A 20,263-nucleotide genomic window follows, 5' to 3' on the forward strand; every position below is an offset into this window, starting at 1 on the left:
AGCAATTGGCCAGCGTTGCCTTTCCGATCCCGTATTTTCCGCTTGCGATCCTGCCGCTGTTTTTCAGGGGCGGGCGCTGAGTGCGCGTGTTCGAGAGGAGTGGCACGTCGTCGAAACATCGAATGACGGGCCTGCTAACGATAAAAAACCCAGGTAATCACGAGTGAGGCTTGTCATGTCGGGTAAGGAGCACCCTGTGCGTATTCGCGTATCGACGAAAGGCGCCGTTCAGACATTCCAGCCGAACCGGATCACTCTGGCCCTGATGATGGCGATGGGGTCGACCCATGCGTGGGGCGCCAACATTATCGTCAAGGATGGGACAACGAACACTACCGTCACCACCGCGGGCTCGGTGACTGACATTCGCACCACGAGCGTGCGCGGCCAGACCGGCTTCAACTCGTTCAACCATTTCAACGTCGATACGGCCAACACGGTCAACCTGCACCTGCCAGCCGGCACGGCCAATCTTCTGAACCTGGTGCATGACTCACGCATCGTCATCAATGGCGAGCTAAACAGTCTGCTCAGCAGCGGCAAACTGGGCGGCAACGTCATCTTCGCCGACCCGCACGGCATGGTGGTGGGCGCCAGTGGCGTGGTGAACGTCGGCAGCCTCACCGTGACCACGCCCAACGCGCAACAAATGGCCCTGCTGCACGAGAAGGCCAAGGGCAACGGGACCTGGAGTGATACCGAATTCCTCGCCGAACTCGATCGTGGCGACTGGAACGGCGCCAGCGGCGGGACCGGCGAAGCAGGTGAGGTCCGTGTTGAAGCCGGGGGCAAGATCAACACCTCGGGCTCGATCAACCTGTTTGCCGCCTCGGCTGTGGTCGAGTCGGGTGCGGCGCTCAATGCAGGTGCCGCCATTTTCGGCGCGACGGTTAACACCGAGGGCGTGCTGAACGCCACAGGCGCCGTCCGCCAGGATGGCAGCATTCGTATCGTTGCCGCTGACAGCGTCGAAATCAGCGGCGAGCTGGCGGCGCTGATGGCCGACCAGAGCGGCGGCAGCGTACACGTTGAAGGCGGCAAGACCGTCGCGCTCAAGGGCGACGCGAGCATCGTCACCTCCGGCGCCGCGGGCAAGAACAGCGGCGATGTCACGCTTCGCAGTCGCTCGATTACCCTCGCCGATAATGCGGAAGTGGTCACCCGTGCGACGGGTGCCGGCCATTCCGGCGACATTGAGCTGGCGGCACTCAGCGACATCGGTTTCCAGGCGGGCGACGCCAAGACCCTCGACGACCTGGCTGCCAAGATGGAGGCCGAGCTCAGCGCCGAAGCCAAGCCGGTGCTGGCCACGCACGCCGGCAAGGCCGAGATTATCCTCGGCGCCGGTACTAATCTCGATGCCGGGCACGCCACCGACAAGACCAAGGCCGGCGATGTCACCCTGGTCGCGGCAGCGTTCGACAAGCAGATCAGCGGCTATGCCGATGCCAAGAGCACCATCGACGTCAAGGGCTCGATCACCGGTGGCTCGATCGACCTGCATGCCACCAGCACCTCGCAAGTCACTGGCTCGCTGCTGGGCAGCCTGTTCTCCAGCGATGAAATGAAGGCCGAGTTCGAAACGCTCAAGGGCGAGAAGGGCTGGACCGACGCCGAGACCTGGTCGCACATCATCGGCGTACTCGGCGATGCTGCCTCGCAAGGCGTTCGGCCGTCCGACCTGCAAACCGATAGCGCCATCATCACCGCGCTGGGCCTCGACCCGAGCGGCTGGTCGGAACTGGCCGCGCTGCTGCCCTACATCACCGTGGCCATCGCCAATGCCGATGCCGAGGTGAAGATCGACACTACAGCCGTGCTCAATGCCGTCGAAGACATCGACATCCGCGCCGAAGCCACGCGCCTGGTAGACACCAGCACCGGCTCCATTCCGCTGCTCAATGGCAAGCTGCCGTTCAACCTCGGCGCCGCCTACGGACGCATCAGCGGCAAGACGCTGGTGGATGTGAAGGGCGGCGCTCAGCTGACCAGCGGTCGCGACCTGCGCATGGAAGCGCTGAGCGAAAACACCCTGTCCCTGACGTCCAGCGCAACCAATTCCAAGGACGGCGACGGCAACCAGCTGTCCACCGCCGGCTTCGCCTTCGGCATGGCGCACAGCGATATCGACACCATCGCTCAGGTTGCCAAGGGCGCGGTGCTGAAGGTCACCCGCGACGTCTCTCTGGCCGCAGTGACCGAGCAGACGCTGTCCAACGAGGTGAGTTTCAACGCGATCGGCGAGGGTGCGGTCGGTGGTCCGGCCATTGCCTTGACGTTGTTCGACAGCGACACCAGGGCGGTTTTCAACGCCAACCTGTCTGGCGCTCTAAATCTTGACGTTACCGCCGTCAACCTGGTGCATGAACAGAGCAACAGCTCGACGGTAGAGGCCGGCAAGTCGACTGACGATCACATCACCACCGACGTTATAGCCACGACGAAGCCGCTGACCGACTACATGTTCGGCAAGGTCAAGGAGCTGTTCGGCAAGGACCCCAACCCGACGGAAACGAAGCCGACCGAGAGCAAGTTCCGCATGGCGTCGGCGCTGGCCATTGGTATCGCCGATCATGAAGCCGAGGCCATCATCGGCAGCGACGACACATCGCCAACATTGTCGCTGTCCGGAGACGTCAGTGTGCAGGCGTTGCAGCGTCAGAGCGCGCTGCACAACTCTGCTGAGAGCACCGTCAATGCTGACGCGGAACAGGATGATGGCACCAAGGTCGGGCTCAGCGTCGCCGCCGTATACAGTCAGCTGCAGCAGAATACCCGCGCGCTGATCGGCGATGGCACGAGCATCACCGCCGGCCGCATCGGCCTTGGCGCAAAGAACCAGCAACAGCTCGATCTCAACGGCCTGGACCGCTGGAGTTCGCTCGACCAGGTGTTCGATAACCTCAAGCTGCTGGCCACCTCCTTGCCGGAAATTCCCGGCATGCTCTCGACCAGCTACGCCAACTCCACAGGTGAAGCCGGCAAGCTCTCGATGACGGGCTCGATCTCGGTGCTGCTCAACGACCAGGATGCCACCGCCTGGGTTGGCGATAACGTCACCCTCAAGACCACCAGTACCAGCAACGAGCCATGGACGCGCAACCCGCTGGCTAGCCTGGATGTGCTGATGGATGGCGCCGAGGAAGACGAGGCTCGCAAGGAATTGCGCGAAATGGCCTGGAAGTGGGATGCCCCACTGAGCGTGCAGGCGGCCAACGAATTCGAGCAGCTCGCCATTACCGGTAACCTCTGGTGGTCGCTGTTCAACAACACCTCAGACGGCGGCGCTGTGGGCGCCGGTGTCAACGTCCAGATCACCGACAATGAGGCCATTGCCGGCATTGGCGCCAACGGTTCGGTCACGGCCAAGCGGTTGAACGTTAACGCCAAACAGAATGAGTTGATCGTCGGCATCAGCCCTTCGGCCGGCAAGGGCGCGACCCTCTCGGCCAGCGGTGCGGTGGTGGTCAGCGTGGTCGACTCCACCGTGCACGCCTCGGTGCACAACAGCACCGCGGTCACCGCTGACCAGGTCAGTGTCACTGCCGATCATGGCATCGGGGTTTGGACTGCTGCCGGCGCGCTGGCTGCGTCGGAAAACGCCGGCATCGGCGCCAGCGTGGCGGTCAACGTGCTGACCACCGATGTGCTCGCCCTGGTCGGCGACAACAGTGCCTGGCGCCCTGTCGAGCAGCTCGGCGCGGGTGGCACCGGGCTGACCAAGGCCCAGTGGCGCGTGGATGAAGTGCTGGTCAATGCACAGAGCACGGGCCAGGTCGGTGCCTTTTCGGTCGCCGGCGCGGTGGCGCGCACCGCCGAGGAGCAACAGAAGCAGGACGAAGCCAACGCCTCGGAAGGCGGCGCCGACAGCGGGTCGTCTTCGCTGGCAGGTAGCCTCGGGGAAGCGATCACCCAGACGCTGACCAACGGCGTCGACCTCATCGGCTCGGGCCTCACCTCGGTGAAGGACCAGGCTGTGGAGGTAAAGGACACCATCGTCGAAATACCTGACAAGCTCAAAGGCTACTGGGACAAGCTCAAGGGCATGTTCAGTGGCGGTGGCGGCGACGACAGCGGTCAGCAAGAGCCTGGCAGCAAGGTCAGCCTGGCGATTGCCGGTTCGCTGTCGCTCAACGTGTCCGGGCAGAAGACCCGTGCGCATCTGGGCGATATCGTCCTCGATCCGCGAGACCCGCTCAAGGGCAGCAAGGTCACCGTGCTCTCGCTGAACCAGACCAATCAGCTCAGCGGCTCCGGCTCTGGCGCTCTGACCCTGGCTGGCGGCAAGAAGAGCAATTTCAGCTCGGCTATTGCCGGCGCCATCGCTTACAACCACTTGTTCAACGTCACCGAGGCGCTGCTGGATGACGCCAAACTCAATGCCAACGACCTGTTGAAGGTCCAGGCGGCCAGCGGCGGTGACCAGATCGCCATGGGCCTCGGTCTGGCCGTCTCCACCGGCGGCGAGACCAACGTCGGCGTGGCCGTTTCCGCCTCCGGCGCGGTGGTTGGCAACACCACGCGCGCGGCGGTGGAGAACAGCGAAATCACCCAGCGCGAAGCATCGGTCGACGGCATCAGTGTGACTGCCTATGACCGCTCGCGCCTGCTGATCGGTGGCGGCGCCTTTGCCGGCACCAGCGGCAAAGGCGCTGCGGCGGGTGGCTCGGTGGTCGTCGGCGTGGTGACCAACAAGGTCAAGGCCGAGTGGCTCGGCAGCCAGGCGACCGGTTTCGACCGCCTCGACGTATCCGCCAACAGCGCCTCGCGCGTGTTGGCCGGGGCCATTGCCGGTGCGATTGCCGCCGGGTCCGAAGGCGGCGCGGGCGCCGGCTCGATCCTGGCGGTGGTGGTGAAGAACGACGTGGGCGCCCGGGTCGATGCCGGCACCGGGGCTTCCTCGCTCACCGGCGGCGCGATCAACGTCAACGCGCAGAGCGTCTCCGGCGCTCAGGCGATGGACAGCCTGTTCGACAACGCCGCGCAGACCGCGCTGAGCAATGCCGGACTCGATCTGGACGGCAAGACCACCACCGGGCAGATCGACGGCAAGGTGGAAACCAACGACAACCTGTTCGATGAGGGCGGCGACGCCGGCACCACCAGTTCGCACAATCTGTTCACCGGTGAACTCGCCGGCGAAGCGGTGCTGGGCGTGGCCGGTTCGCTGGCCGCGACTGGCGGCAAGGCTGGCGTCGGCGGCGCCTTCTCGGTGATCTACACCGGCAGCGACTACAGCGCCACGGTGGCCAACACGGCCATCGATCTGACCGGCGACCTGAAGGTCGCCGCCAGCAACAACACCGATGTGCTCGCCGCCGCGATCTCTGCGGCGGGCGGCTCCAATGTGGGCGTGTCCGGCTCGGGCACTGCGGTGATCGCCCGCGGTACGGTGACGGCCAGCGTCGACATGACCGGTCGTACCCTCAAGGCCGACGACCTCAGCGTCACCGCGGTGAAGAGTGGCGGTGCCTATTCGCTGGCCGGCAACGTCACCGGCAGCGCCAACAACGCCTCGGTCGGCGGCGCCTTCAGCCTCAGTGACATGCAGCAGACCACCTCCGCGACCGTTGCCAACGGCAGCTACCGCCTCGGCGGCGACGCCACCATCAAGGCCGGGCAGGAGAGCCGCATCATCACCGCAGCGCTGTCCGGCTCGGTATCCGGCAGCGGCGTGGCGGTTGGCGGCGCGCTGACCTACAACCGCGTGGCCGATACCACCAACGCATTGCTGAGCAATGCCAACCTGCAGGCCGACGACCTGACCGTCTCGGCCAGCCAGCCGAATCTCGGGGCAAGCATCTGGTCGCTGGCCTTCAACCTGGCCGCAGCAGGCGGTGCAGCCGGCGTGGGCGCCGGGGTCGCGGTGAACGTGATCGATGCCGATCGCAGCGCCAAGATCACTGGCAGCACAGTCAACCTGACCGGCAATGCGACCCTCGCTTCAGCCCTGGACGGACAGATCTGGGGCGTCGGCGTCGATGCGGGCGGCGGTGCCCAGGCCGGCGTCGGCGGCTCGATCGTGATCAACGTGATCGACGGCGAAGACAAGGTTTCGGTCGAGGACAGTACCCTGACCACCAGCGGCAGCGGAAAGGCGCTGCTGCTCGATGCCAGCGGCGGCACCGGGCTGATGATCGCCTCGCTGACCGGTTCGATCAAAGGCAGCGGCACTGCCGCGGTGGGCGGTGCGATCTCGGTCAACCGGATCGGTGCCGACCGCATCGCCCTGGCCAAGAACAGCACGGTCAGCGGCTTCTTCGGCGCCAGCCTGCTCAGCGGTGCGAAACAGGACATTTACGCCATCGCCATTGCCGGCGGCGGCGCCGGCAACGTGGCGGTGAACGGTTCATCGACCAGCAACGTGCTGCAGGGCGAGGAGCGCGCCACCATCGAAGGCGGCAGTTTCCAGGTCGGCTCGCTCACCCTGTCGGCCGCCGAGGGCGACCGGACCATCTGGAGTTTGGCCGGTGCCATCAGCGGTGCTGGTACGGTCGCGGTAGGCGTAGCTAACGCCAACAACATCATTCTGTCCAAGCGGATTGCCGAGACGCTGGATACCAGTCTGACCCTGACCGGCGCGCTGAAGCTGGAAAGCGGTGGCTCGGCGCACATTCGTTCCGCCGCTGTCGGTGGCGGCGGTGCGGGTAACGCGGCAGCCGGCGCCTCTATCGCGATCAACGTGATCGAAGGCGAAGAAAGCGCCCTCATCAAAGGCTCCACGGTCACCGGGGCCAGCAGCGTCACGGTCGAAGTGGTGCGCGGCGATGCCGATATCAAGACCCTGGCCGGCAACGTGCAGGGTGCCGGCAACGGCGCCGGTGCCGGTGCCGGTGCGGTCGCCATCAGCACGGTGAACCAGACCCGCCAGGCGCGCATCCTCGACAGCCAGTTGAGCATCGGCAGCGCCGCCGCGCGCGTCGAAGCCGCCACCCGGGCAACCATTACCACGCTGGCCCTCAGCGGCGCCGGTGCTGGCAACGCGGCAGTGGTGTTCTCCAACACCAGCAACAACATCGCCGCACGCACCCTGGCCAGCGTCGAAAACAGCGGCGGTACGGCAGGCAATCTCTCGGTCTTGGCCGCGGACACCTCGAGCATCTATTCCGGTGCCGGCGGTGTGGCAGGGGCGGCCAACGCGGCGGTCGGCGGTGCCACGGCGATCAACCGCGTGGACAGCCAGATCGAAGCGAGACTGCTGGGTACCAAGAACACCGGCTGGGCGCTGAACAACCTGCGGGTCGATGCGCATTCGGCGGCGGACATCGTCTCCGCCGCGGTCGCTGGCGGCGGTTCGGCCAACGCCACGGTGATGGCGGTGGCTGCCACCAACATCATCCAGACCCAGGCGCTGGCCCATGTCGGCAGCGGCGCGCAGGTCGTGGCGCAGAACAACGTCGGGATCAGCGCGCGCAACGTCGACAGCATTCTCGGCACCGCCGCGGTCGTGGCCGGCAGCGGTAACGCGGCGGTCTCCGGCATCGGCACGGTCAACGTGGTGGAAACCCGGACCCGCGCCTACATCGATGGCGCCACTACCGCGGTCAGCGCGCTGGCGAAGAATGCCGCCGATACCTTGCTCATCGACAGTGGCAACCTGGTCAACGCGCCGGGTAGCGACCACCAGTGGATCAGCGGCGATCAGTTCAACCCGCGACCGGACCTGGCCATTGCGCAGCACAGCGTCACCGGCCTGGCCGTACAGGCCAGCTCCGTGCAGCAGGTCGGTCAGTTGGCCATCTCCGCCAGTATCGCGGTGATCCCGCTCTACAGCGGCGCGGTATCGGGGGTCCTCAACACCACGGTACTGGCCGGCGACACCCTCGGCTACATCGACGCAGCCCGGATCAACGGGGCGAGCGGCGCGGGCACCGCGCAGAACGTGCGGGTCGGCGCCGACAGCTACAGCTATACCGGCGGCTACCTGGCTGCCATCGCGGGCGGTCCGAGTGCCGCTGCGGTGTCCGGTGCGCTGGACAGCACCGTCATCACCCGCACCACCCGCGCCTACCTGCGCGGCACCACCCTCAACAGTCGTGGGGCCACGCGGGTCGAGGCCGGCTCGCAGGCCTATGGCTCGACCCTGGTCGCCAGCTTCTCCGGCGCCATCGTCGGCGTCGGCGGTACCTCCAGCGTGCTCGTGCTCAAGGGTGAAACCGAGGCGCTGGTCGATGGGGGCAGCAGCCTGCAGGTCGGTTCGCTGGCGGTCGATGCCACCGCCAGCCAGCACCTGTCACCCAATGCCGCCACGGCCGCAGCCGGTGGCGTCGCTGTCGGCGGTTCGCTGGTTACCCTCTACAACCAGAGCGTCACGCGCGCCTGGGTCGGCACCAGCCTGGATGCGGCGGCCGTGGCCAGCGGGGCGCGGACCTCGGTGCGCGGCGGGGCCGTCACCATCAATGCCAGCAACCGCACCGGTGTGCTGCTCAACGTGGCCAGCGCGGGCGGTGGCCCGGTAGCGGTCGGCGGCTCGGTGGCAATCAGTGTCATCGAAACCACCACCGAGGCCGGCGCCAGCCAGGCCGACTTCGGCACCGCGGGCAGCAAGCTCGGCAGCCTGAGCGTCCAGGCCTTCGATCGTCTCGATGTCCTGAACAACGCCGGCTCCATCCAGGTGGGTGGGATTAGTGTGGGCGGCACCGCCAACGTACTGGTGGTCAACAGCGCCAACCGCGCCCTGTTCGACCGCAGCACACTGCAGGCCAGTGGCGCGTTCAGCCTCAAGGCCCTGCGCGAAGGCGACATCTACCTCAATACCCTGACGGGCGCCGCCGGTGGCATGGGCGCGGTCAGCGGCAGCCTCGGTTTGCTGCTGCTCGGCCCGGGCGCGGTGAGCGTCAGCGCCGAAGGCCAGACGGTCAATCCGCTCGATGAGCTGGACAAGAACGGCAACGGATCGCTGTCGCAGAGCAACCGCGACGGCCAGGCCGACAAGGTCAAGGCCATCGGCTACCAGGATTACGTACTCAACGAAACCACCGGCAAGTACGAACTCAAGGACCTGAGCGACAGCGCGACAGCCAGCGAGGTCAACGACAACAGCCGTGTGAGCATGGGCGACCGGCTCAGCGCCGGTGCGGTCAGCAAGCACCAGACCGTGGCGCGCATCAATAGCAGCACCGTGCAGACCGGCGGCAGCACGACGCTGCTGGCGCAGGACAAGCTGCACAGCAGCAACCTGGCCGGCAACGCGGTAATCGGCGCCGGCACCGCGGTGGGCGGCGCCTTTGCGCTGACCCTGTCCAACGCGCGGGTTGCAGCGGACATCCTCGGCGGCAGCCTGACTGCCGCCAGCCTGAACGTGAAGGCTGAAGCCGCCGACCTTGGCGCTGGCCCCGCCGTGCAGGTTTATGCCGTCAGCGGCGCAGGCGATCTGATTGCCGCGCTGGGTGCCGGCATCGGTGTGGCGATTCTCGACAACGAAGTCTCCAGCACCCTCGGCGGTACGCTGCAGACCAGCGGCAACATGAGTGTCGCCGCCGAAGACCGGCAGAACCTCGATGTTCAGGCACTGGGTGCCTCCTTCGCTGGCACCGTGGGTGCCGGCCTGGTGCTCGGCGTGGCGGCGCACGACAGTGCGGTCAAGGTGTCGGTGCTCGACTCAGCCCGCCTGACGGCAGCCAATCTGAGCATCACCAGCCTGTCCCAGTCGGCGGTCACCCTGACCGGGCGTGGCGCAGCGGCCGGTCTGCAGGGCGGCGTCAACGCGGTCATCCTGGTCGCCAGCGACCACAGCAGCGCCGAGCTGAAGGTTGGCAACAACGCCGAGTTGTCGGCGAGCGAAAACCTGAGCCTCATTGCCGAGGCCAACCCCTATGTGAAGACCGAGAGCCTCGGGGTCGCCCTCGGCGGCTCGCTGGCTGCCGGCGGTACAGTGGGCATTGCCCTGGCCGATGCGCTGGCCAGCCTGGATATCGGCAGCCAGGCGCTGCTACAGGCGAAGAACGCAACCCTGGCGAGCCGTATCGGTCGTCAGTCGGGCCTCGACAGCGTCACCGTCAAGGGGCTCGGCGTCAGCGGCGGCTTCGGCGTATCGGCCAACGCCGTGGTCGCCACCGCGCACAACGAAAGCCGCAGTCTCTTGCAGAGCGCCGATTCGGCCCGCTTCGTGGGCCTGTCCGGTGGCGACTGGACCTTCGCCGCCTCCACCGATGTGCGCCAGCGGACACAGACCGAGGGCTATGCCGCCGGCCTGCTTACGCTGGGCGCCAACATATCGGTCGCCACGGCTGAAACGAGCACCGAAGCGCTGATCAGCGGACGGTTCAGCGGTGATATCGGTGATCTGAAGGTCGCCTCCAGTGCCACGGTCGACAACGAGGCACGTTCCGAAGCCGGCCAGGGCGGCCTGGTGAGCGGTGCCGCCTCGGTGGTACGGACCAGCGACACCAGCACTACTCGTGCCGTGCTCTACGCCCGCGGCGCCACCGACAGCGTCGATGCGGTGTTCGATACCGTCGAACTCTCGGCGTATCACCAGTCGCGCTTCAACGGATTCGCCAACAGCATCAACGCCTCGCTGGTTGGCGCCAGCGGCGCGCATGTCAGCAACAGTCTGAATGTCACCACGCTCAGCGAGCTGGCCTCGGCCTCGCGCGTGCTGACCGGCGCCTACGATCAGAGTGCCTACACCGATGTCGTGAAGTCGTCCGGTGACTACAACGTGCAGTCGGGCTCCGGCGGCGTGGTCGATGCCGCCGCGGTGCGCAGCGCCACGACCATTGCGCTCAACACCCAGGCCAACATCGGCGCCAATGCACGGCTGCGGCTGGATGGCGACTGGCGCAATCCCGAACACCTGCGCGTGCAGGCGTTCAACAACGTCTATGCACGTGACAAGGTCAAACTCGACAGTGGCGGCGCGATTTCCATCGCCCTGGCGCAGTCGCTGATCGACGTTACCCAGGCCAAGGCCAGCGTCACCGTTGGCAGCGGCGCGGATATCTACAGCGTCGGCGATTTGATTCTCTCGGCCAGCGGCTTCTACGACATCGACGCGCGCGTCAACGCCAAGACCTGGGGCGCGGCCGGCGCCGCGCAGGGGCTCAGCCGTGCCCAGGTCAATGCCGACTACGCCGTGACGGTTGGCACCAATGCCAACCTGTTCAGCTATGGCGACGCCAAGTTCTACGCCGGTTACAACGTCTCCGGGCAGATGAACAAGGCGGTGCTCACCGCCCGCACCGACTTGTGGAACAACACCGCCTTCCCGGTGGTGACCGACCCCGAAGCCGACGCCATTTACGTGCGCAACAGCAACCTGCTGCTCAACGGCGGTAGCCATGTGCGCAGCGTGGGGGACATCTACGCCTATGCGGGCAAGGGCTACAGCATCCTCACCGGTGAAGGCATCGGCAAGGACCTGTACCGCGAAGTCGCCTCGGCAATCCTCGGCGCGATCGTCGGTGAGGTGTCGCTGGATATCACCGGCGGCAGCACCCAGAACGGTGGCAGCGCCAAGGTTACCGCCAACGGCACGCTGGATGCGGGCGTCTACAGCCAGCAAAAGCTGCACGTCAGCGGGCTGAAGTACCTGCTCAACGGCGTCGAGGTGGATCCCGCCTCGCTCAACGAAAACACCACCGGCACCCTCAGCATCGTGCCGGTGATCAGCGAGATCAGCGACGGCATCACCTACCGCGTGAAGAGTGGCGAATACTCGCAGCTGATCAGCGACCGGATCGTCCAGCTGAAAAAGCAACTCGCCGACTACGGGCTGTCGCCGTTCGAGAAGACTGCCTTCCAGGCCGAGCTCAACCTCCTCCAGCAGACCCTGGCGCGCATCTACACGCAGATGGGCGGCGACGCCGCCACCGGTACCCTGCCGGGCCAGTTGCAGGTGTGGATGCTGGAGGTCGATCCGATTCTCGCGCGGCCGGGCAACATCTTTGTCACCGGCGACGCGCTGGTAGGCAGCGGCAAGCTCAATGCACCGGGCGATGCGAAGATCGAAGTGATCAACAGCAGCTCGCTGTTCCTGGACATCAAGGGCCTGGAGATTCCAGACCGCGACGGCGGCCAGCTGCTGGTCAACGGCGCCAAGATGCTCAGCAACGCCAACATCCAGGCCGCCAACGTGGCGGGTCTGGGCAGTGCCGGCTTCACCGTGCAGGTGGCCGAGAACTCGCCGGCGCCGCAGGTGATCGTCAAGAACACCTACAACCCGGCCCATGGCTTCACCGATGCTGCCGGGCTGAAGGCACCGGCGCCGGACATCTACATCAACGGTGTCATCGCCAACAAGCGTGGCGATGTATCCATTACCGCCAGCTACGGCAGTATCTATGCCAATGCCGATATCCGTGGCCAGAGCCTGACCATCAGTGCCGGCCAGAACTTCGTGCTCAACAACCCCGATGCCTTCACCCACATCGGCGGCGACCCTGCGCATAACAATTCCGGCGGCGTGCTCACTGGGCCGCGGGCCGGCTCTGGTGTGGTCGCCGGCAATAACGTGGTGATCAGCGCGCTGTACCTGAACATCAACGGGTTCGTACAAAGCGGGGTCGCCGACTGGGCGGTCACCATCAACGAGAGCGCCTTCGGCAGCCTCGACAGCCTGCGCACTGCCTGGCGCAACGGCGGCGCAGCCGTGGTCCAGCTGGTCCAGACTGACGCGCGCACCGGCACCATCGGCTTCAGCTACGACTTCCGTACCGAGAGCATCCTGCTCGACCAGGTTGATGTCGGCGGCGGCTACATGGAGCTGACCGGCCATATCCTCAGCACCGGCAACGGCCAGCTGAAGGTGCTCGACGGCTACAGCCAGGTGAAGGTAGTCAACAACACCACCCGTCAGCTGAACATCGCCGGCATCGACTTGGGCAACGGGGTCGAGGGCACGCTGCGGATTAACGACGTCGGCCGCAAGGGTGGCGACGGCGTCTGGTCGACCATCTACAGCAACGTTGGCGACCAGGTGCAGCGCTACGAGGGCTGGAGCAACCAGATCCAGACCACCGGCGCCTTCTACCAAGGCGCCTCTGCCGGCAGCAGCACCAGCTACGGCACCACCACCGGCCGTAGCTACGTGTGGCTGCAGGGTCGCGACACCACCGACACCACCACCAAGGTGGAGTACTGGGACAAGTTCTGGGGTTTCGTGCCAACTGGCGACGGCACGCTGCTCGGTCCACCGGTGACAGTAAAGGGCGCCAGCACGCCGATCGAAGGCGCCGAGTACATGGGCTATATCGGCACCGATGCGCTAGGCGCAGGTAGCGTGCTGTCGCAGCTTTCCGAGCGTTATGAAACCGGCGGTGACGTGGAAATTGGCAAGTGGATGGGGGGCTACTGCAAGACCCATTTCATCTGGTGCCAGGTGTACCGCACCACGCGTACCACGGTTACCCAGCAGGGCTTCAAGGAGATCGACCGCTACACGGTGCGCGCCGACGTGCCGATTTCGGTGAGCTTCATCGGCTATGAGGCCGGCGGCATCGACCTAACCTCAGCCGGCAATGTGACCCTGCTCGGCTCGCTGTACAACCTGGGCGGCAACACCAACATCAAAGTGACCAACGGGGCGCTGACACAGGGCTCCGATAGCGTGGTTATCGGCGCCAACAGCCTGACCGTCGAGGCGCGCAACGGTCTGGGTGATCTGTCCCAGGCGCTGCGCCTGCAGATCGGCAACAGCCTGTCGGCGTACAGCGCCCAGGGCAACATCAACCTGCAGGCGGTCAATGGCGGCGTCAACCTGGCGCGCCTGGAGGCGGCACAAGGCAACATCGCGCTCAGCGCACAGGGCAACATCACCGGCAACGCCGGGACCGTCGTCACCGGCCGCTCCATCGACCTGCGTTCCACCCACGGCAGCATCGGCACCAGCGGCCAGTGGCTGAACCTCAACACCGGCAGCCATAGCCTGACCAGCACCGCGCTGTTCAACGCCGAAGCCGTGGGCAACATCTATGTCGAGGAAACCAGCGGCAACCTGGTGATCGATCAGGTCAAGGCCGGCGGTGACATCGGCATCAAGGTACGCAGCGGCGACCTGCTCGACGGCAACTCCGAAGTGTCCTATGACGAGCGCTCGCTGGCCGACCTCCAAGCCCTCTGGGCCGAGATGGGCCTGACCGGAGCGCAATCCGAGGCCGCGCTGGCCCAGCAGAAGCAGACCCTGGTCGAGGCCGGTCAGCAGAGCTATGCCCGCTACTGGCAGCTACGCAACCTCAGTCAGGACGGCGATGGCTCCTGGCAGGCCGATGCGTTCGACGCCGACCAGGCACGTCTGGGCAGCGCCCAGGCCGACCAGCTCAAGAGCCTTGGCTGGACCGACGCGCAGATCGATGCCGAGCAGGCGCGGCGCGTGGCGGACTACCAGGCCCTGGATGCGCAGTTCGGTGGGCAGGCCTATGACGCCGGTTACACCTACCAATTGTCCGCCGAGCAAACGGCTCAGCTCGACAACACCGCCAGCTGGACCGAAGACCAGCTGCGTTACTCGATTGCCTCCTCACTGCTCAACCGCGGGAGCGGCAGCTCGGGCTCTACCGAGGCGATGAACATCGAGGGGCGCAACGTCACCCTGATCGCCAACCGTATCGGCAAGTTGCTGGCCGACGACGTCTCGATCGACCTCAGCAACGGCGCCGGTTCGCTGACCACTGCCCAGCGCGTGGCCCTCGCCAGCGCCGAGCAGGACGACGTCTACTTCGACGAAAACAATCCGCTGCGCTTCAGCATCGTCCAGCGTGACGACGTCAACGTCACCGCCACAGGCACGCTCAGCGTCACCGCACAGGGCGACGTGTTCCTCGGTGGCGAGCAGGACCTGAACATCTACAACGTCCAGGGCGACTCGATCCGCATCAAGACCAATGGCAGCATCGAAAGCGCCAATGGCTCGAACGTGGTGATTAATGGGCATGACGTGGTGCTCGAGGCCGCAGGCGGCTCCATTGGCGCCAAGGCCGGCGGGTTGAACCTGCAGGCGACCGGCGACCTCACCGCGCGCGCCAACTACCTCAACCTGATCCAGCATGGCGACCTGAGCGTTCAGCGCCTGACCGGTCTCGACGCGCTGCACCTGAAGGTGCTCGGCAACCTGACCTCGGCTAGCCAGCTTGGCGAGAATCTGCTGGGTGGCTCGGTCAACCTGACGGTGACCGGCAATGTCGGCAGCAGCACCGACCGGGTGCAGATCGGCACCGGCGGTGTGGATGACCGGATCGCGGTGAATATCAGTGGCAACGCCTGGCTCGGCGGCCTGCAGGGCGTCGCGAGCCAGCCGGGCGTGCTGCGCTTCGCCGGTGCGACCGTCGGCGGCACGCTGGACATTGGCCAGACCTATAGCCTGACGCAGTACGGTGACTGGGGGCTCGGCGGGCTGGTGCTCGACCTGAACAACCAGTGGACCATGACCAGCGGTACCACGCTGACCACCAGCGGCGGCCTGTTCGCCGAGGTCGATGGCGCCGCCACGCTGGCGAACGTCAGTGCGACCGGAACCGGTGCCGACATCGATATCCGTGGGTACAGCCTCTCCGTCGCGGCCGATGGCAACCAGTGGCGTGCCGACGACCGGCTGGCCCTGAGCACCTACGGAGACATCGGCGGTGCAAGCCGTCATGCGACGCTCGGCGCCCAGCAGCTGGCAGTGGCCAGCACCACCGGTGCGCTGTTCCTCGATCTGCTCGGCGGGATTGGCCAGGGCAGCCTCGTCAGCGCCGGCGCGCAGACGCTCAAGACGCTCGGCAATCTGACGGTTACCGAGGTCCGCAGCACCGCCGCAGGCGTGACGCTGCAAGGCACCGGCAATGTGCGTATCGACACCCTGGCGGCCCGCGACGACCTGACCCTGGCGGGCGACAGCCTTGCCCTCGTCTCGGCGTCCAGCAGCCACGGCGACCTCAGCGCCACGTTGGTCAACCGCTTATCAGCCGACACGCTCAACGCGCTGGGTGACTGGATGCTCACCGCGGCCAGTGCTGACGTGGGCCTGGCGACCATCGGTGGCAACGTTCAGCAGACCCTCACCGGTACGTTGGACATGACCGATCTCGTCGCCGGCGGCAGCTGGACGCTTGACGGCGGCCAGTCGACCATCGGCAGTGCTGATATCGGTGGCGCGGTCAGCATGACCCAGAGCGGCCTGCTGACCCTCGGTACCCTGACCGGCGACAGCAGCTGGACCCTGAACGGCACCAGCGCCAAGGTCACCACCGCAACCCTCGCTGGGCAAGTCAACACGACCTTGAGTGGCGATCTGGACCTCGGCACGCTGACCGGCCAGCAGGGCTGGATGCTGGATGCGGCCAACGCCACCATTGTCCGCGCCGAACTGACCGGGAATGTTCAGCAGACCCTCGATGGCACCCTGGACATGACCGATCTCGTGGCCGGCGGCAGTTGGACGCTTGACGGCGCCCAGTCGACCATCGGCACCGCCGATGTCGGCGGCACCGTCACCATGACCCAGACCGACCTGCTGACGCTCGGTACCCTGATTGGCGACAGCAGCTGGACCATGAACGGCACCAGCGCCAAGGTCACCACCGCAACGCTCGCCGGGCAGGTCGACACGACCCTCACCGGCGATCTGGACCTGGGCACGCTCACCGGTCAGCAGGGCTGGATGCTGGATGCGGCCAACGCCACCATCGCCAAGGCCAAGCTCACCGGCGACGTGCAGCAGACCGTGACCGGCATGCTGGACATGACCGATCTCGCGGCTGGCGGAAACTGGACCCTCAACGGCGCCAAATCGACCATCGGCACTGCCGATATTGGCGGCACCGTCAGCATGACCCAGACCGACCTGCTGACCCTCGGTACTCTCACCGGTGACAGCAGCTGGACCCTGAAGGGCACCAGCGCCAAGGTCACCACCGCAACGCTCGCCGGGCAGGTCGACACGACCCTCAGTGGCGATCTGGACCTGGGCACGCTCACCGGTCAGCAGGGCTGGATGCTGGATGCGGCCAACGCCACCATTGTCCGCGCCGAATTGACCGGGAATGTTCAGCAGACCCTCGATGGCACCCTGGGCATGACCGATCTCGTCGCCGGCGGCAGCTGGACGCTTGACGGCGGCCAGTCGACCATCGGCACCGCCGATATCGGTGGCGCGGTCAGCATGACCCAGAGCGGCCTGCTGACCCTCGGTACCCTGACCGGCGACAGCAGCTGGACCCTGAAGGGCACCAGCGCCAAGGTCACCACCGCAACGCTCGCCGGGCAGGTCGACACGACCCTCACCGGCGATCTGGACCTCGGCACGCTGACCGGCCAGCAGGGCTGGATGCTCAAGGCGGCCAATGCCACCATCGCCAAGGCCAAGCTCACCGGCGACGTGCAGCAGACCGTGACCGGCATGCTGGACATGACCGATCTCGCGGCTGGCGGAAACTGGACCCTCAACGGCGCCAAATCGACCATCGGCAGTGCTGATATCGGTGGCGCGGTCAGCATGACCCAGAGCGGCCTGCTGACCCTCGGTACTCTCACTGGTGACAGCAGCTGGACCCTGAAGGGCACCAGCGCCGACATCGGTACGGCGAACCTGGCCGGGCCGGTTGTGCTCACGCTGTCCGGCGATCTGATCCTCGATAGCCTGACCGCTGGCGCCGATACCAACCTGAATACCGGCACCGGTTCGGCGATTGGCGATCTGGCTATCACTGGCGACCTGGCGCTCGACGTGGTCGGCGCGCTGAATCTGGGCAGCGCGAGAGTCTACGAGACCGCGACGCTGACGCACACCGGCACTGCCGGCACCCGTCTGAGTTACGGCAAGCTGGCCATCGGCAGCACGCTGGATGTCAGCGGGGCCGGTGATTGGGTCGGGGCCGAGGCAGTGGCGGCTGGTGATGTCACCTTCGATGTGGGTACGGCCAACCTCGGCTCGCTGGAAAGCACTACCGGCAGCCTGTCGCTGAAGGCCGCCGGGCTGTTCGGGGCTGATGAGGTACACAGCCGTCAGCAGTGGGTCGACCTGCAGTCGGGGTCGGCGCTGCTTGGAAACGTCAGCAGCTTGGGCACGCTGACCGTGAACACCAATGGCGACCTGACGATCGCAACGGGCCGCAGCGGCGGCGACATGGCGCTGACCACCACCGAGGGTTCGCTCGGCACCATTCGCTTCGGCATGCTGGCTGACCCGAACGTGCCCGACGTACTGGTCCCGGCGCATCTGAAGTCGGACCAGAATCTCTTGGTGAAAACCGATGGCGACGTCTTCGGCGGCAATGCCGAGGCGGAGCGCGAGGTGCGCATTATCGGGCGCAACCTGTTCTTCGGTCGCGTGCAGAGCCTGGAGGAAGATATCTTCCTGCAGGCGGGCGGTTCGCTGGACGAAGGCCACGGCAACATCACCGGCCTGCTCGTCGAGGCCAAGCGAGATGTTGGGATCGTCGCCAACGGCGACCTGAACATGCCGACCGTGAAGTACGGCGGCACCTATTCGCTGAAGGCGGGGCGTGACCTGACCGTGGGCATCGGCCGCGACCTCAACGTCAGCGGCTACGCCATCGCCGGTCGCGACCTGACCTTCCTCATCGCCGGCAAGGTGGATCTGGAGGGCGCCGAAGCCGGTCGTCACCTGCGGATCGAGTCGGGGCAACAGATAAACATCGCGCAAAGCGTGACTGCCGGTGGTGACATCACGCTGATCGCCCGGAATGGCGATATCACGGTAGGGCGGAGCATCTCGTCTACTGGCCTGCCATACGAGGGCCAAGCGCTGCAGGGTAAGGTGACCATCAGCGCATCGGGCAATGTGGTAACGCCGTTGATTGAGGCGGCGAAGGGCTTGATCGATGTCACCGGTCACGATCTGCTTGTAGACGACTTGCGCAGTAGCGAGCAGGTAAAATTGCAGTCGACGGGCCTGATTCGTATTAGCGGCACCAGCCAGAGCGAGGGCTATCAGCGCTGGGATGCGGCGGAGAGTATCGAGTTCGGCAGCCTGCTTGCTGAAGGCGACGCTAACCTGTCGGCGGTTGACGATGTGACCGGGCAGCGCGTCGTTGCCAGCGATGTTCAGGTCGATGGTTACAGCTTACGCTTCACCGACGTGACCGCAGCTAGCGACGTAGATTTGACCGCGCGGGGGTTGATTCATGTCAGCGGCACGAGCCAGAGCGATGGCTACCAGCGCTGGGATGCGTCCGAGAGCATTGAGTTCGGCAACTTGCTGGCTAAAGGCGACGCCAACCTGTCGGCGGTTGGCGATATTACCGGGGCGCAGATGGTCGCCAACTACGTCAACGTTGACGGACAGAGTCTGCGCCTGTCCAGCCTGACTTCGACCACTAACATCGATCTGCTGGCCCGCGGCGTGATCCAGATCAGCGGCACCAGCCAGAGCGGTGGCAACCAGACCTGGCATGCCGACGAAAGCATTGGCTTCGGACGTCTCCTCGCCAGTGGGCAAGCACTGCTCGACAGTCTGCTCGACACCCGCGGCAAGCTGTTGCAGACGGCTGATGGTGCCACTGTCAACGCCGGTTGGCGCAACCGCGTGGCCAGCAACGCCGGCATTCACCTCGATCAGGCGATTGCTCCGACGTTGAGCCTCTGGGCCGGCAATCTGATCCGTGTTTCCGACGCGGCCATCGGTCAGTCGATGGACCTGCATGGCATGGATATCGAGCTGTACGGCCGGCATACCGGCTCCGGGCAACTGAACCTCTGGGTCGAGGGCTCCGGTGAACGTGCGGCACGTCGTTTCGATACCCGTCTGGTGGCCGCCGACATCGTCTCGCCGCGTCTGTACGCGGTGGACGGTACGCTGCGTACCAGCGGCTCGAAGGTAGACATCAAGGATGCCTCGGCGGTGGATAACCTGCGCCTGTACAGCGCGCAGGCCACAGTGATGGTGGATAACCTGTCGCCGGCCTACCAGCCGCTTGCCGACGTGCAGCTGTACGAGATGGACAAGACGTTCCATCTGCGCCAGGACGGCCTGGTCAGCAGTACCAATGCCTATGTGGTACATCGCAAGACCACTCACCAGGTGCTCGTGCCCAACTTCAGCGAGGCCCATGTCGAGGCGCCCGAGGCGCAGGTGGGCAGCGGCGTGGTGTTCCAGGGCATGAGTGCCGCACGGTATTCCGAACAGCAACTGTCGGGCGGCCTCACCAAGCGCCGCACCGCGTCTGTGCCGCGCATGATCATGCCGGTATTGCCGCCTGAAACGTCATGGCTGCCCAATCCGGCCGCGCGACCCGAAATGCGGATGAATCTGGATCTGAGCCAGCCCTCCGCGCCACAGAATGAGGTTGATCAGTGGGAGCTTTGAATCGAAACGGCTGCGCCT

1 protein-coding gene is annotated in these 20,263 nt (G+C 65.7%); it reads left to right on the forward strand.

Going from position 1 to position 20,263, the window contains the following annotated elements; all coding sequences use genetic code 11:
• The first annotated feature begins 196 nt into the window (after positions 1-196).
• Positions 197-20,245 (forward strand): leukotoxin LktA family filamentous adhesin, encoded by a 20,049-nt coding sequence (locus tag ALTERO38_RS20790; protein ID WP_159969563.1) that lies wholly within the window; start codon positions 197-199, stop codon positions 20,243-20,245.
• The last annotated feature ends 18 nt before the right edge of the window (positions 20,246-20,263 follow it).

This window comes from Pseudomonas sp. 9Ag, assembly GCF_902506445.1.
Lineage (GTDB): Bacteria > Pseudomonadota > Gammaproteobacteria > Pseudomonadales > Pseudomonadaceae > Stutzerimonas > Stutzerimonas stutzeri_AB.